Origin of the sequence: Saccharospirillum alexandrii, assembly GCF_043641555.1 — a bacterium.
Lineage (GTDB): Bacteria > Pseudomonadota > Gammaproteobacteria > Pseudomonadales > Natronospirillaceae > Saccharospirillum > Saccharospirillum alexandrii_A.
Genome location: NZ_JBHZRJ010000002.1, coordinates 420,179 through 433,899 on the forward strand (window position 1 = coordinate 420,179; position 13,721 = coordinate 433,899).

The following is a 13,721-nucleotide window of genomic DNA, read 5'->3' on the forward strand; positions in this document are numbered from 1 at the left end:
CGCGACCGTTACGGGGCGCGTTGCGGCCGGGCCAGAGGCCGGCCTTTTTTCATCGCGGAGGGGGCTGGCGCATTCTGGCCGGGTGACAGCGACTGCAATTGGGCGACGCTCTCCTGATACCGCACCTGTTCGTTTAACCCCTGCTGCAAAAAACCCCGAACGACCGGAAACATCTGTATCGCCTCATCGATGTCTTTGTCCGACCCTGAATTATAGGCACCAATGGCTATCAAGTCCCGATTCTGATGGTACCGCGCCCAGACCTGTTTGAGCGTTTGCGCCTGTTTCATATGAGCCGCTGATACGACTTGCGGCATCGCCCGGCTGATGCTCTGCTCGATATCGATGGCCGGGTAATGGCCCTCTTCCGCCAGGCGCCGGTTCAACACAAAGTGGCCGTCCAGAATGGCACGGGATGCATCGGCAACCGGATCCTGCTGATCATCCCCTTCGGTCAGTACAGTATAGAAAGCGGTGATCGATCCGCCACCGGCCTCGGCATTACCGGCTCGCTCGACCAGTTGCGGTATGCGTGCAAAGACCGAAGGCGGGTACCCCTTGGTGGCCGGTGGTTCGCCAATGGCCAGTGCGATTTCGCGCTGGGCCTGGGCAAAACGGGTCAGGGAATCCATCAGCATCAGAACGTTTTTGCCCTGGGCTCTAAAAAACTCGGCAATGCTGGTGGTGTACTGGGCCGCGCGTAATCGCAACAGGGGCGCATCATCAGCCGGTGATGCCACGACAACGGCACGGGCCAGCCCCTCGTCACCGAGAATGTCTTCGATAAATTCCTTGACCTCCCGGCCGCGTTCGCCGATCAGCCCGACTACGATAATGTCAGCCGTGGTAAAGCGGGTCATCATGCCCAGCAGCATCGACTTGCCCACACCCGAACCCGCAAACAAGCCCAGGCGCTGGCCCCGACCAACCGTCAGCAAGGCGTTAATGGCGCGAATGCCGACGTCGAGCGGCTCGCGAATGGGTTGTCGATGCAAGGGGTTAATTACCACCCCGTTCAGGCTTTGCTCCACCCGGCAACTGAGTGGTCCCTTGCCATCGATTGGCTCGCCAAAGCCGTTGACGACCCGACCCAGCAGCTCATCACCAATCACCAGTTCACTGGCACTTTCCAGCGGCACCACCCGGGCACCGGAACGCAGCCCTGAAATGGGTTGTACCGGCATCAAAAAGGCTTTGTCGTCCTGAAAACCCACCACTTCTGCTTCGATCCGGTTTTGCCGGTCGATCACCAGACACCGCTCCCCCACGGTGGCGTTCAGGCCAATGGCTTCCAGCGTAAGCCCCACCATTCGGGTCAGCTTGCCTTCAACGATGACCGGACTGCGCTCGGGAATCCAGCGCTGACAGTCCTGGAGAAACAGCCCCAGGTTTTTACTCATGGTTCGTTACCATCAGGTTCCGGGGTGCGCTGCTGACCAGGGGATTCATCGCCATCGGGTTCGCCGGTCCGATCAGTCTGAGGCACATCATCATCCGATCGCCCGGCTGCACCCGTCGTCTCCAGCTCCTCCGAGGCTTGCTGTTTCGGCTCGGTACCGGCCTCTTTGAACGCATTCAAATCGGCGGCAGCAGGCTCTGAGGTACCTGCAACACTGGCGTCAGAATCATCGATGTCAGACTCTGGAACGTCGTCTTGAGCCGCCGCGTTGTCAACCGGTTCAGGCGCTTCGTTATTAGCCGCGTCGGCCTGCGGAGTGTCATCTACTGACCCGTCTGCTTCGGGTTCAGCCGAGTCGCCTGCGGAAAGCCCTGCTTCGTCTTCAGGCTGTGATTCGGCAGTCGGCGTTTCATCGTCCAACGCTGCTCCGGTAGCCTGCCCGGCCTCCGGCTCCGCGGGCGGCAAGGGCCAGGGTGACTCCATTTCAGCCAGTTGCTCACTAAGCCCGGCATGCGCCAGCAAGTTGCTGACCTGCTGGCGATAGCGATGTTCAAGGGTGTAATCCACATAGCTAAAGCGAGTGCGGATCACACAACCACCGCGGCTGATCGAGGGTGTGGGCACCAGGTTCCAGTGCGGCTCGGCAATGGGTTCCACGTAAGCCGCATCCTCGGGGTTGATCTCCAGCGTGAAGCGCTCGTCTGCGTTAGGCAGCGCCTGGACGGCGGAATGCACCAGGCCCTGAATGTGTTCAGGTTGAAGTGTCAGTTCGGCATCGATTACGTTGCGGGCAATGCGCGCCGCAAGCGCGACCAGGCCCGATTCGAGATCATCGGTTTGTTGCCCCAGCACGGCTTTGATCTGTTCAAACAACTCGCTCAGCGGCGCCAACTCGGCGTTGATGCGTTCCGCTTCTGCTTGCTGAGCAGCCAGCATACCCGCTTTATTGCCCGCACTCAGGCCTTCCTGCTCACCGCTGTCGTATCCGGCCTTGTAACCTTCCGTCTGGCCGGTAGCCTGACCTTGCTTCATACCCTGTTCGAAGCCGGATTCAAAGCCTTCGTTGTAAGCGTCTTCGTGGATCTGGCGAATGTCTTCTGCCGTCGGAGGGCTCAGGCTCTCCGGCTGGACGTCTTCGACGGTGCTGGTATCGGGCTGGCGATCGCCGGGCTGGGGCACCGGTTTACCCTGGGCATCCCAGCGTGGCAATTGATAGGGTTCAACGTTGGGGGCATCCTGTCCGGACGCTTTATAGCCCGTTGCGCCTTTCTTGGGCGATCCCGCTGCGCTTCTGGTTGGCCCTCCGGCATTATTTGGCATCATAGTGACAGGCCTTCTGGTAACGCCGGGTGAATAACGTCTGGGTTGCTCCGCTCATACCCGGGCGTCATACCATTGCATCGCCTGCGGAGCCACCAAGTACGATCTCTCCGGAGTCGGCCATGCGCCGGGCGATGTTGAGAATTTCCTTTTGCGCCGATTCGACATCGGTCAGGCGTACCGGCCCCATGGCTTCCATATCGTCTTTGAGTATCTCCGCCGCCCGCTTGGACATATTGCCGAGAATTTTCTCCTGCAGATTCTGGTCGGCACCGCGCAGAGCAACCTTGAGAGTGTCGGTGGCGATTTCGCGCAGCAAGGTTTGAATGCCCCGGTCGTCGACTTCAGACAGGTTGTCGAACACGAACATAAGATCGGCAATCTCGGTCGCCAGGTCTTCGTCGACCTCCTTGATGCCGTCCATGATCTCGGCTTCGACGCTGGATTCCAGAAAGTTCATGATCTCCGCCGCCGTCTTCACGCCACCCAGAGACTGGGCCTGGGTACCCGCACTGGACGAGAACTGTTTCTCAAGGATGGAATTCAATTCCGACAGCGCCGCCGGTTGCACTGTCTCCAGTGACGCCACGCGCATGATGATATCGAGCCGGACTTTTTCACTGAACTGGGCCAGAATCTCAGACGATTGATCCGGGTCGAGATAAGCAATCACAATGGCCTGAATCTGGGGGTGTTCGTTACGAATGATATCGGCCACGGCCCGGGCTTCCATCCATTTCAGAGTATCCAGGCCAGTGGTATTGCCACCGAGCAGAATACGGTCGATCAGACCCGAGGCTTTGTCGGAACCGAGTGCCTGGGTCAGCATGTTGCGAATGTAATCATTGGCGCCAATACCGAGACTGGTCTGACCGCCCACTTCTTCGAGGAACAGTCTGACCGACCCTTCCAGTTGCTGCTGACGGACTTCAGACAAACCCGACATCGCCGTACCGACCCGCTGCACTTCTTTGGGTCCAAGGTGTTTGAGCACTTCGGCGGCGTCGGCTTCGCCGACACTCATCAGCAGAATGGCTGCCCGGTTAAGCCAGGGAATACCATCCAGGGCGCGCTCGGCGTCTTCTTTGCTGTTCTGCTTGGGTACTGGCAGATTCGGGTTCTGTTCAGTCATTGCTCATAATCCAGCGTTTCAGCACCAGCGCGACCCGACCCGGGTCTTCTGCTATCAAGCCGCGCAGGGCATCCAGTTGCCGTTCAAAACTTTCGGACGGGCCCGGCAATTGATACTCGTCGACCGTGCTTAGGGTGACTTTGTCGTCGGTGATGGAGTCTTCGTCCATATCCAGTGAGGCCAGCATGTCATCGTCCCCATCCTGCTCGGCTTCTCCCCGGTTCATCAGGTTTCTGAGCGCCGGGCGCAGAATGCCGAACACCAGTATCAGGACGAACAGGCCGGCCAGAATCTGTTTGGCGATGTCCCAGAACCAGGGTTGAGTGTACCACTGAGGTGCGTCTACGGCGTCATCAGTCCCCATGAAGCTGGAGTTGATCACGTTAATACTGTCGCCCCGGGCCGGGTCATAGCCCACGGCATCCTGAACCAGCAAGCGCAACTGCTGCAATTGCGCTTCAGTCCAAGGCTCGCGGGCGGCTTCTCCGGTCTCCGGGTCAGTACGCATCACATCGTCTACCACCACAGCAACGGTCAGGCGGCGTACCTGCCCCTGCTGGAACTGAGTGTAGCTGAGGGTCCGGTCAACTTCATAATTACGGGTTGCCTCACTGCGGCTTGAAGTGGGTGGCTGCACCGGCTGGCCTGCTCCATCCAGTTCTTCGGGCGCTTCGGCCAGGCCCGGCGGCTGATTGTTGAGCGCCCCGGGGATGTCACCCTCGGCCTCGCCGGTGCGTTCTTCGTCGATGGTTTGTTCACTGCGCAAGGCGATCAGATCGGGGTTGTACAATTCTTCAGCCTGCTCCACTCGCGTAAAATCGATGTCGGCCGACACCTCCGCACGAAACTGCTGATTCCCCACAACCGGGCTGAGAATGGAGTTGATGGCATTGACCATGCGGTCTTCAACGCGCTGGGTGTAGGCAAACTGCCGATCGGTCAATTCTTCGGCGGCGGTCTGCGTATCGTCAGACAAAAGCCGACCACGCTGGTCAACAATTGATACATTGGACGGCTGCAGTTCGGGTATTGAACCGGCTACCAGGTTGCGAATGGCGTTGACGGAGTCCCGATCCATTTCGGCACCGGCATACAGGTCGGCGAAGACCGACGCGGTTGGCTGTCGCTGGTCGCGAACAAAGACAGAACGTTCCGGTATTGCCAGGTGAACCCGGGCGGTGCGAACCTGATTGATCGAGGAAATGGTGCGCGCCAGTTCGCCTTCCAGACTGCGCAGATAACGGGTGTTTTCCATGAACTGACTGGTGCCGAGCGGCTGATCCTGATCGAGCAGCTCGTAACCGACCGTCTGATCATCCGACAGCCCAGCCCCGGCTATCGCCAGGCGGGCCTGGTGCAAATCGCCCTGCCGAACCAGAATAACGCCACTGGCGGGGTCGATGTCGAAATCCACTGCATTGGCCTGCAAGACTTCAATCACATCGGCCGCGGCATAACTGTTCGTGCTGTTCATCAGCGGTCGGTAGGTTTCTTTCTGCGACCAGAGCACGACCGCCAGACCCAACGCAATGCTGGCCGCCAGCCCGATCAACAAGCCGAACTGACGCATCATGCCCAGCTTGTTGAACCCCTGTACCAGTGGATGTAGCCGGCTGGTTGCAGAGGTGTCCGCTTCGACCATGTCCGAGCGTTCAGTCGCTGTCATACCGCGACCTTCACCTCGCGAGCGGCTTGGCAAAGCGCTGTCATCCCGTTGCGATTGGCCGCCCATGGCCGTTCCAGTGGCGGCGGGTACGTTTTCAGTCATGTTCTATCCTGTTGGTTAGCCTGACTCCAGCAACCGGAGTCCGTCATCATGCGTCCAGACAACAACGCGATTCAGATCGGCATGTTCATGATTTCTTTGTAGGCTTCGACCATCTTGTTACGCACTTCGGTCATCGCCTGAAAGGAAACACTGGATTTCTGCAAGGCGATCATCACCTCGGGCAGGTCAACCGACGGATCACCCATTTCGTACCGGGTTGCTATGCCACTGGCCGCCTGCTGATTGCCATTCACCGTATCAATAGCCGATTTGAACATATCGCCAAAGGACGGCACATCCTCGGTTGGCGGTGTACTTTGCAACGCATTGATGCCCTGTGGTGCCAGGCTGTCCTGCACCTGCCCGGCCGGGTTCGCCTGTTCCCGGGCCTGCTGCAACTGGCTGGCGAAGCCCGGCCCGTCTGGCCGGTTAGCGGTATTGGCAGGCGGGTTCATCTGCTCGCGAATGGACCGCATCTGGCCCAGTACATTCTGAATATCGAGACGATGATCGGACATCTGTATTCCCCTTAAACACTCCGGCCATCAGGAGCGTCAAAAAAACCGGTGATTCGGGTCGATTCGGGCTCGGGGCGACAAAATACAGTCGCTTTACACTCGAAATGACCACTGACAAGGGAGACAGAGCAAAGGATGGGCCAATCTTTGCCGCTTGGGGCAGAAGACCGACAACACGTAACGATTACTCAGGTTTCGGAACTTACTAAGTGGCCCTGGCCCGCATCGGCCACCGGAGTTGCCCCTGCGGGGTCGGGCGGAATGCCGCCCACTCAATCCGTCCATGGTGCCTAGACCGCATGATATGAATCCCATCCATGGGATTCACCCTTCGGGCTCGCTGCGCTCATGCTAAAACGCTCCTGGCGTTTTAGTCCATGTTGCGGACTCCCCCGCAGAGGCAACACCGGCAACCGACGCTCACAGTATAAGCACCCCAAGAATTGAGTTATTTAAACGTCAGACACAAAAAAGCCGACTTCTCAGCCGGCTCTTTTGTGATGTTTTTGGTCGGGCATGCAGGATTGGATCCGGCCGGCGTTCCGGCTGCGGCTCGAGCCACCCCACGATTTTCCTTACCTGCAGGCACAAAAAAGCCGACTTCTCAGCCGGCTTTTTTGTGGTGTTTTTGGTCGGGCATGCAGGATTTGAACCTGCGACCCTCGCCACCCCATGACGATGCGCTACCAGACTGCGCTAATGCCCGAAAACGTCGCGAATAATACGCTAAGCAGTTGAAAAATCAAACCTTTTTGACGATTAATCGTCAGAGAGCAACTTCAATACAGCTTCGAGTTCGCGAATCATATCCTGAATCAGGGCCTGATGCTGATGCTGCATGACTTCGCCCTCTTCCGGATCGGACAGTTTTTGCCGGGCGCCACCAATGGTAAAGCCATCTTCATAGAGAAGGTGACGAATCTGGCGAATCAGCACGACATCATCCCGTTGGTAATAACGACGGTTACCCCGACGCTTTACCGGACTGAGCTGCGGAAACTCCTGTTCCCAATAACGCAGGACATGTGGTTTGACGGCACACAGTTCACTGACCTCACCAATGGTGAAGTATCGCTTCCCTGGGATAGGAGGCAATTCATTATTCTGGCTCGGTTCCAGCATATGCCTCGACTTTTACCTTAAGCTTCTGACCGGGACGGAATGTCACCACCCTGCGCGCTGAAATTGGGATTTCCTCTCCCGTCTTCGGATTCCTGCCAGGGCGCTGACGCTTGTCTCGGAGATCAAAATTACCGAACCCCGAGAGCTTAACCTGTTCGTTATGCACTAACGAGTCGCGAATCTCCTCGAAGAAGATTTCGACCATTTCCTTTGCTTCACGTTTGTTAAGGCCAAGCTCTTCGTACAAGCGCTCTGCCATCTCAGCCTTGGTCAGGGCCATTCTCAGTTCCTCAGTGCAGCATCGAACCTCGTCTGCAAGGTGTTGATGATCGAATCCATCAAACTGTTTACTTCTTCATCAGTAAGAGTGCGTGAAGGATTCTGCCAGGTCAAGCCCAGAGCCACGCTTTTTCGTTGCGAATCAATACCTTTGCCACGATAGATATCAAAGAGGGTCAAGCTTTCCAGATCCTCTCCGGCCATTTCGCGAACACTGTTCATCAGATCTGCAACCGGGGTTTCTTCATCAACAACGACGGCCAGGTCACGGGTACTGCCGGGGTAACGCGACAGGGCTGTAAAGGCTGGCAGTTGAGTTTTAACAATCCGGTCGAGCCGCAGCTCGAACAAAAATGTCGGTTGCTTGATGTCCAGTTGCCGGGCCAGGCTCGGGTGCAGAGCGCCAATGTAGCCGACCAGTTTGCCATTTCGCTCAATACGAGCGCTTTGGCCCGGGTGCAACGCTGTGTGGCGGCCCGGCAGAAAATCGAACTCCACTCCTTTCACCAGCGACAAGACCTGCTCGACATCGCCTTTGACATCAAAGAAGTCGAGCACTTCGCCGTTTTCATACCAGGCTTCAGGCAACCGGCTACCGGTCGCAATGCCGGATACCATGGCAATCTGCTCGGTCCCCTTCGAGGTTTCCCGGAACCGCAAGCCCGTCTCAAACAGCCGGACCCGGTCTTGCTGGCGTTTCAGGTTATGCGTCAGAGCGCGGGCCAGACCCGGCCACAGGGATACCCGCATCACAGCCATATCGGCAGAAATGGGGTTAGCCAGTTCAATGCCCGCTTCTTTGGGGAACATGGCCTGCTGCAAAGCTGGCTCGACAAAACTGTAGGTAATGGCTTCCTGGTAGCCCAGTGCGGCCAGCCGATCAGCGATCGCGGCGGTCGTGACGCGCTGTTCCGGCTTGCCGCGGGGGCCCAAAGCAGCCTTGGGCTGGGTTACCGGCAAGCGGTTATAACCGTAAATTCGGGCAATTTCTTCGACCAGATCGGCCTCGATTGCCATGTCAAAACGCCAGCTCGGTGCCACAACCTGCCATTCACCGGCGGCTGTTTCCTGCAGGGCAAAGCCCAGTCCGGTCAGAATCCGCTGAATTTCTCCACCGGCTATTTCCAGCCCCAGCGCTGATTTGACGTGGTCGGCGCGTAACGCAATGGTGGCGGGCACCGGCACATTCGCCTGTACTTCATGAACCTGAGTCGGGCCGGGTTCTGCGCCGCAGATATCCACCAGCAAACGGGTGGCTCGCTCAACGGCAAGCTCCTGCAAGGCCGGGTCTACACCGCGCTCGAAACGGTGGCTGGCATCGGTGTGCAGGCCAAAACCACGGGCTTTGCCCGCTATTTCAATGGGCGCAAAGAAGGCACTTTCCAGGAATACCCGGCGGGTTTCCCGGGATACACCGCTCTGCTCGCCGCCCATGACACCGGCCATCGCCAGGGGGCCTGCAGCGTCAGTAATCAGCAGATTATCAATGCCAAGCGTCAGGGTCTGGCCGTCCAGCAGCTCCAGGGTTTCCTGATCCCGCGCCCGGCGGACTGTGATGCCCTCTTTCAGCCGATCGAGGTCGAAACCATGCATTGGCTGACCCAACTCCAACATCACATAGTTGGTGACATCGACCACGGGGTCGATCGAGCGAATGCCCGAGCGGCGCAATCGCTCTACCATCCACAGTGGCGTAGGGGCCGCGACGTTGACGTTGTTCAGTACGCGCCCCACGTAACGCGGGCAGCCTACCGGGTCTTCAAGACTGACCGGGAAGGTATCCTGATGCGTAGCTGCGACCGGTTCAATCGCCGGTGCGGTTACGGTCAGGTCATTCAACACCGCCACTTCGCGGGCCAGGCCCGCAATGCTCAGGCAGTCTGCCCGGTTTGGGGTCAGGTCGATTTCGATACTCAGGTCATCCAGGTTCAGCAGCGTGCGCACATCCTGCCCTACCGGTGCCGAATCAGCCAACTCGAGAATGCCGTCGTGGTCGTCTGACAAGCCAAGCTCTTTCTCACTGCACAGCATGCCCTGGCTTTCGACATCCCGCAGTTTGGCTTTCTTGATCTTGAAGTTACCGGGCAAAACAGCACCGACTTGCGCCAGTGCGACCTTGATACCGGCGCGGGCATTGGGAGCCCCACAGACGATCTGTACCGATTCGGTGCCGGTATCGACACGGCACACCTGCAGTTTATCGGCATTGGGGTGCGGTTCGCAGGCCGTGATGTGGGCGACGATCACGCCGGAAAACGCTTCGGCTACTGGCTCGGCACCATCGACTTCCAGACCGGCCATGGTGATTTGATCCATCAGTGCCTGCGCACTGATATCGGGGTTCACCCATTCCCGTAACCACTGTTCGCTGATTTTCATAAACTGTTAACCATCCTGACTTTTTGACGGGCCACCGGGGTTCAGTTGAACTGGCGCAGAAATTTAAGGTCGTTCTCAAAGAACAGTCGCAGATCGTTGACGCCGTAGCGCAACATCGCCAACCGCTCGACCCCCATGCCAAATGCAAACCCCTTGTAGGTGGTGCTGTCGATGTTCGAGGCGGCCAGCACATTCGGGTGCACCATGCCGCAGCCCATCACTTCCAGCCAACCGGTGTGGCTGCACACGCGGCAACCCTCGCCCCGGCACATCACGCACTCGATATCGACTTCGGCCGATGGCTCTGTGAATGGGAAATAGGAGGGACGAAAACGAACCGCCAGTTCCTTTTCGAAGAACACCCGCAAGAACTCCTCCACTGTGCCTTTCAGGTCGGCAAAGCTGACGTCGGTATCGATCATCAGCCCTTCCATCTGGTGGAACATGGGGGTGTGAGTCAAATCCGAATCGCAGCGGTAGACCCTGCCCGGGCATATCACCCGAAAAGGCGGCTCACCGGCTTCCATGGTGCGCACCTGCACCGGCGACGTGTGAGTCCGCAGCAAAGTGGTGGCATCGAAATAAAAGGTATCGTGCATGGCACGTGCCGGGTGGTGTGAAGGAATATTGAGCGCTTCGAAGTTGTGATAATCGTCTTCGATTTCCGGCCCGACAGCGACATCGTAACCAATGGCGGTAAAGAAAGATTCCATGCGACGCAGCGTCTGGGTCACCGGGTGCAATCCACCCTTCCCCTGGCGGCGACCCGGTTGGGTTACATCCAGCTTCTCTTCGGCCAGACGCTGGCTCAGTGCAGCCTCTTCCAGTTCGGCCTTGCGCGCGGCAATGGCGTCTGCCACAGCCGTTTTGACCTCGTTGATTTTGGCACCAGCGGCCGGGCGCTCCTCGGCGGACAGGGCTCCCAAGCCTTTCAACTGGGCAGTGATTTCGCCTTTCTTACCCAGAAACCGGACCCTGAGGTCATCCAGTTCCTGAGTTTCCTTGGCATGGCGAACCGCGTCGAGCGCGCGGTCATGCAGTTGAGCTAGGGTTTCCATGGACTGTCGAGACTCCCGTCGGAAATAGGCTGTAAAAAGCCTTTACTATAAAGATGAGATTAAAATAAGCAACTGAAAAACAAGGCTTTTTAGACCTGAAGCGCATACATGACAGGGTACCTGAAGGCGGCCTGGCAACCCCGGTTCAGAGGCTGCCTTGTTCAATAAACAGACTGTCGGCAAAGGCACGCTCACAGTAGTGACACTTAAGCTTGACGGCTTCATTGGCAACCAACACACGGAAACGGGTATCGACCGGCTCATTGTGGGTAATGCAATTGGTGTTGGGGCACGCAAAGACACCGACAAAGCGTTCTGGCAGGCCAATCGGGAATTTACGAACGACCCGGTAATCTTCAATGATGTTAACGGTCGCCCGGGGGGCGAACAGGGCCATCTCGGCAGCATCGCTCTCGGTAAAGCGCCACTCGTCAATCTTGATCAGGTCTTTCAGGCCACCTCCGTGACTGGGCAGATTCAGGCCGACGGTCAGGCGAACCTCCGCGTTCTTCAGCTGCAAGCGCCCGATAATCGTCAGCCCCTTTCCGGCGGGGATATGATCGATCACCGTACCGGACTGGATGGCCTCTACCAGCATTTTGTCCCGGTTCATCCCAGACATCTCAACGACCTCCCGGAAATGGCAATTCAATGGCTTCGTTCATGACACCCGACAACAGCGCCTGGCGTGCGTAGACCCCGTTTTCGGCTTGCTGAAAATAGTAGGCAAAGGGCGTCCGATCGACACTGGGGTGTATTTCATCAACTCTGGGCAGAGGGTGCATGACCCGCAAGTTGGACCGTGCGTGACTCAGCATATCGGCCTTGAGAATGAACTGAGAGGCAATATGGGTGTACTCGGTTGGGTCCAGCCGTTCTTTTTGCACCCGGGTCATGTACAGCACATCCACCATGGGAATCACTTCTTCCAGGGATTCAACTCGGCTGAAGCGAATACCCATCGCCGTCAAATTGTCTTCAATGTACGCCGGCATCGCCAGTGCATCGGGGGATACAAAATAAAAGGTGGGGTTGAAATGCCCCAGCGCCTGAGCCAGTGAATGCACAGTACGGCCATACTTGAGGTCACCGACCAGAGCCACCGAGAGGCCATCGAGCCGGCCCTGGCATTCTGCGATCGACACCAGATCGAGCAAGGTTTGGGTCGGGTGCTGGTTTGCGCCATCGCCACCGTTGATGACCGGCACACCAGCCACTTCGGCCGCCAGCCTCGCCGACCCTTCCTGCGGGTGCCGCATGATGATGGCATCGGCATAGGAGGCAATCATTTGAATGCTGTCGGAGAGGGTTTCGCCTTTTTTGGCCGAGGTATTACCGCTGTCGGAAAATCCAATCAACGTGCCGCCCAGGCGCTGCACCGCCGTTTCAAACGACAGACGGGTGCGGGTAGAAGCTTCAAAAAAACAGCTGGCGATCAGTCGGTCTTTCAACAGTGGCAACGGCCCGGAGTGTTTGAGCTCGGCCGAACGATTAACGATGAATTCAAGGTCGGTGCGTGACAGATCTCCAATGGAAATCACGTCTCGACGATACAGAGGGTTACTCATGAACCTGCCCAAGCAAGATTTGGCGCATTATAAAGCAAGGGAGCCTCTGAACAACTCCCGCCCGCATCTTATTCCACAGCGCCTCCCCTCCAAACCCGACGACAGCAGCCTTCGAAAGCTTGTGATCGACTTCACAACAGTGTTCGGAAGGTGTTATCTGACGCCACCCGGGGTATACCCTAGGTATACTTGAACAATGATTGTTTTTTCCGATCGGATAGCTTGCTACTTTTTGTCTTGCCCGCTGTAACGGCACCACAAAAACGACCAACAACCGATAAGGAAAGACGATGTTGAAAAAAGGAATCATCACACTGGGACTGGCCTTTAGTTGCCTGCTGCCACTGGCACACGCCGAGGAAGCACCCACTGAAACAGCAGCCGCAGAATCCGTAGTACTGTACGTTGACATCAACAATGACTCTGCCGAAAAACTGGCTGACCTGCTGGACGGCGTAGGCCTGGTAAGAGCCGAAGCCATTGTTGCCTACCGCGATGAATTCGGCCCCTTTATTGCCCCTGAAGATCTGATGAACGTTCAAGGCGTTGGGCCAGCCACCCTCGAGAAAAACCGGGATCGCATTCAAGTAGGCATGACCGACGAATAACCACCGAATCAGGGATGGCAACACCGCCAGGGAACCGGCACAGACAGGCGTAGGGCCCGCGACACGCGGGAAACAGGAAGGACGGCAGGAAGCCGACACACAGCAAGGATGCAACGGACAGGGATGTCCACAGGGAAGATTCTATCTGCACAGGGAAGCAGGCTGAGGAAGATAAGCCGGCAGGGAAGCGAGCTCAAGGAGGGCATAAACCAGGGATGACTGAACCAGGGAAGATACGGTCAGGGACGGCGTTATCAGGGAGGATCAGCACGGATGGCCAATAACCGGTTACGGGTAGCGGTCGTCGTTATAGGACGGGAAAACCGAGGGAGCGAGGTTCACTTTGCCAGGGAATAGGTACACCAGGGAGGTGTGACCTGAGCGGCATTCAACAACAACCGGGACATCTGATCAATGTTCCGGTTTTTTTGTGACCGAAGGACTGTGATGGATCGCAACGAGATGAAATCTCGGTTCCCCATAAACAGAAAAAGCAGCCTTTGGGCTGCTTTTTCATTAATTTGGAGCGGGATTAAACGCCGGGAGCGTTTAACGACGCGCTAGCGCCCG

The 13,721-nt window shown here is 57.4% G+C and carries 12 protein-coding genes and 1 tRNA gene; 1 reads left to right on the plus strand and 12 read right to left on the minus strand.

The genetic code is table 11. The annotated features are described in order from the left end of the window. Positions 1-8: 8 nt before the first annotated feature. The 12 genes from fliI to pyrB all read right to left on the minus strand — a co-directional run bounded on the left by fliI (position 9) and on the right by pyrB (position 12,543). Positions 9-1,400 (minus strand): flagellar protein export ATPase FliI, encoded by a 1,392-nt coding sequence (gene fliI / locus ACHUE7_RS07840; protein ID WP_394169477.1) that lies wholly within the window; start codon positions 1,398-1,400, stop codon positions 9-11. Next, positions 1,397-2,722, minus strand: a complete 1,326-nt coding sequence (locus ACHUE7_RS07845; RefSeq protein WP_394169478.1) for a FliH/SctL family protein — start codon at positions 2,720-2,722, stop codon at positions 1,397-1,399. The genes fliI and ACHUE7_RS07845 overlap by 4 nt, the downstream gene beginning before the upstream one ends. A 64-nt stretch (positions 2,723-2,786) precedes the next feature. After that, a complete protein-coding gene (fliG, locus tag ACHUE7_RS07850) occupies positions 2,787-3,851 on the minus strand; it encodes a flagellar motor switch protein FliG (protein ID WP_348475451.1) in 1,065 nt (354 codons plus the stop codon). Further along, on the minus strand, positions 3,844-5,619 hold the full coding sequence (gene fliF, locus ACHUE7_RS07855) for a flagellar basal-body MS-ring/collar protein FliF (RefSeq protein WP_394169479.1): 1,776 nt from the start codon (positions 5,617-5,619) through the stop codon (positions 3,844-3,846). Before fliF ends, fliG begins: the two co-directional genes overlap by 8 nt. 71 nt (positions 5,620-5,690) lie before the next feature. After that, positions 5,691-6,137: a flagellar hook-basal body complex protein FliE gene (gene fliE / locus ACHUE7_RS07860; protein WP_394169480.1), complete on the minus strand. Its 447-nt coding sequence runs from the start codon at positions 6,135-6,137 to the stop codon at positions 5,691-5,693. A 629-nt stretch (positions 6,138-6,766) separates the two neighbouring features. Continuing rightward, positions 6,767-6,843: transfer RNA gene (locus ACHUE7_RS07865), tRNA-Pro, on the minus strand. Positions 6,844-6,896: 53 nt separating this feature from the next. Next, positions 6,897-7,259, minus strand: coding sequence for a MerR family transcriptional regulator (locus ACHUE7_RS07870; RefSeq protein WP_127555215.1), 363 nt, complete (start codon positions 7,257-7,259; stop codon positions 6,897-6,899). Next, entirely contained in the window at positions 7,237-7,539 is a 303-nt protein-coding gene (ihfA, locus tag ACHUE7_RS07875; protein WP_028671389.1) for an integration host factor subunit alpha, read from the minus strand. Before ihfA ends, ACHUE7_RS07870 begins: the two co-directional genes overlap by 23 nt. A 2-nt stretch (positions 7,540-7,541) precedes the next feature. After that, complete coding sequence (gene pheT, locus ACHUE7_RS07880) at positions 7,542-9,917, minus strand: phenylalanine--tRNA ligase subunit beta (RefSeq protein WP_394169482.1); 2,376 nt, start codon at positions 9,915-9,917, stop codon at positions 7,542-7,544. A gap of 41 nt (positions 9,918-9,958) precedes the next feature. After that, positions 9,959-10,975 (minus strand): phenylalanine--tRNA ligase subunit alpha, encoded by a 1,017-nt coding sequence (gene pheS, locus ACHUE7_RS07885; protein ID WP_348475455.1) that lies wholly within the window; start codon positions 10,973-10,975, stop codon positions 9,959-9,961. Between the two features lie 145 nt (positions 10,976-11,120). Beyond that, positions 11,121-11,597, minus strand: coding sequence for an aspartate carbamoyltransferase regulatory subunit (gene pyrI / locus ACHUE7_RS07890; protein ID WP_394169484.1), 477 nt, complete (start codon positions 11,595-11,597; stop codon positions 11,121-11,123). 1 nt (position 11,598) lies between these two features. After that, complete coding sequence (gene pyrB, locus ACHUE7_RS07895) at positions 11,599-12,543, minus strand: aspartate carbamoyltransferase (protein WP_348475457.1); 945 nt, start codon at positions 12,541-12,543, stop codon at positions 11,599-11,601. Between the two features lie 290 nt (positions 12,544-12,833). Here pyrB and ACHUE7_RS07900 point away from each other — a divergent pair, with 290 nt between their 5' ends. Further along, positions 12,834-13,151 (plus strand): ComEA family DNA-binding protein, encoded by a 318-nt coding sequence (locus ACHUE7_RS07900; RefSeq protein ID WP_348475458.1) that lies wholly within the window; start codon positions 12,834-12,836, stop codon positions 13,149-13,151. Positions 13,152-13,721 lie beyond the last annotated feature (570 nt).

Excerpts from the sequence above, each read along its gene's own strand:
- fliI (WP_394169477.1), bottom strand. The coding sequence starts at position 1,400 with ATGAGTAAAAACCTGGGGCTGTTTCTCCAGGACTGTCAGCGCTGGATT.
- ACHUE7_RS07845 (WP_394169478.1), bottom strand. The coding sequence starts at position 2,722 with ATGATGCCAAATAATGCCGGAGGGCCAACCAGAAGCGCAGCGGGATCG.
- fliG (WP_348475451.1), bottom strand. The coding sequence starts at position 3,851 with ATGACTGAACAGAACCCGAATCTGCCAGTACCCAAGCAGAACAGCAAA.
- fliF (WP_394169479.1), bottom strand. The coding sequence starts at position 5,619 with ATGACTGAAAACGTACCCGCCGCCACTGGAACGGCCATGGGCGGCCAA.
- fliE (WP_394169480.1), bottom strand. The coding sequence starts at position 6,137 with ATGTCCGATCATCGTCTCGATATTCAGAATGTACTGGGCCAGATGCGG.
- ACHUE7_RS07870 (WP_127555215.1), bottom strand. The coding sequence starts at position 7,259 with ATGCTGGAACCGAGCCAGAATAATGAATTGCCTCCTATCCCAGGGAAG.
- ihfA (WP_028671389.1), bottom strand. The coding sequence starts at position 7,539 with ATGGCCCTGACCAAGGCTGAGATGGCAGAGCGCTTGTACGAAGAGCTT.
- pheT (WP_394169482.1), bottom strand. The coding sequence starts at position 9,917 with ATGAAAATCAGCGAACAGTGGTTACGGGAATGGGTGAACCCCGATATC.
- pheS (WP_348475455.1), bottom strand. The coding sequence starts at position 10,975 with ATGGAAACCCTAGCTCAACTGCATGACCGCGCGCTCGACGCGGTTCGC.
- pyrI (WP_394169484.1), bottom strand. The coding sequence starts at position 11,597 with ATGTCTGGGATGAACCGGGACAAAATGCTGGTAGAGGCCATCCAGTCC.
- pyrB (WP_348475457.1), bottom strand. The coding sequence starts at position 12,543 with ATGAGTAACCCTCTGTATCGTCGAGACGTGATTTCCATTGGAGATCTG.
- ACHUE7_RS07900 (WP_348475458.1), top strand. The coding sequence starts at position 12,834 with ATGTTGAAAAAAGGAATCATCACACTGGGACTGGCCTTTAGTTGCCTG.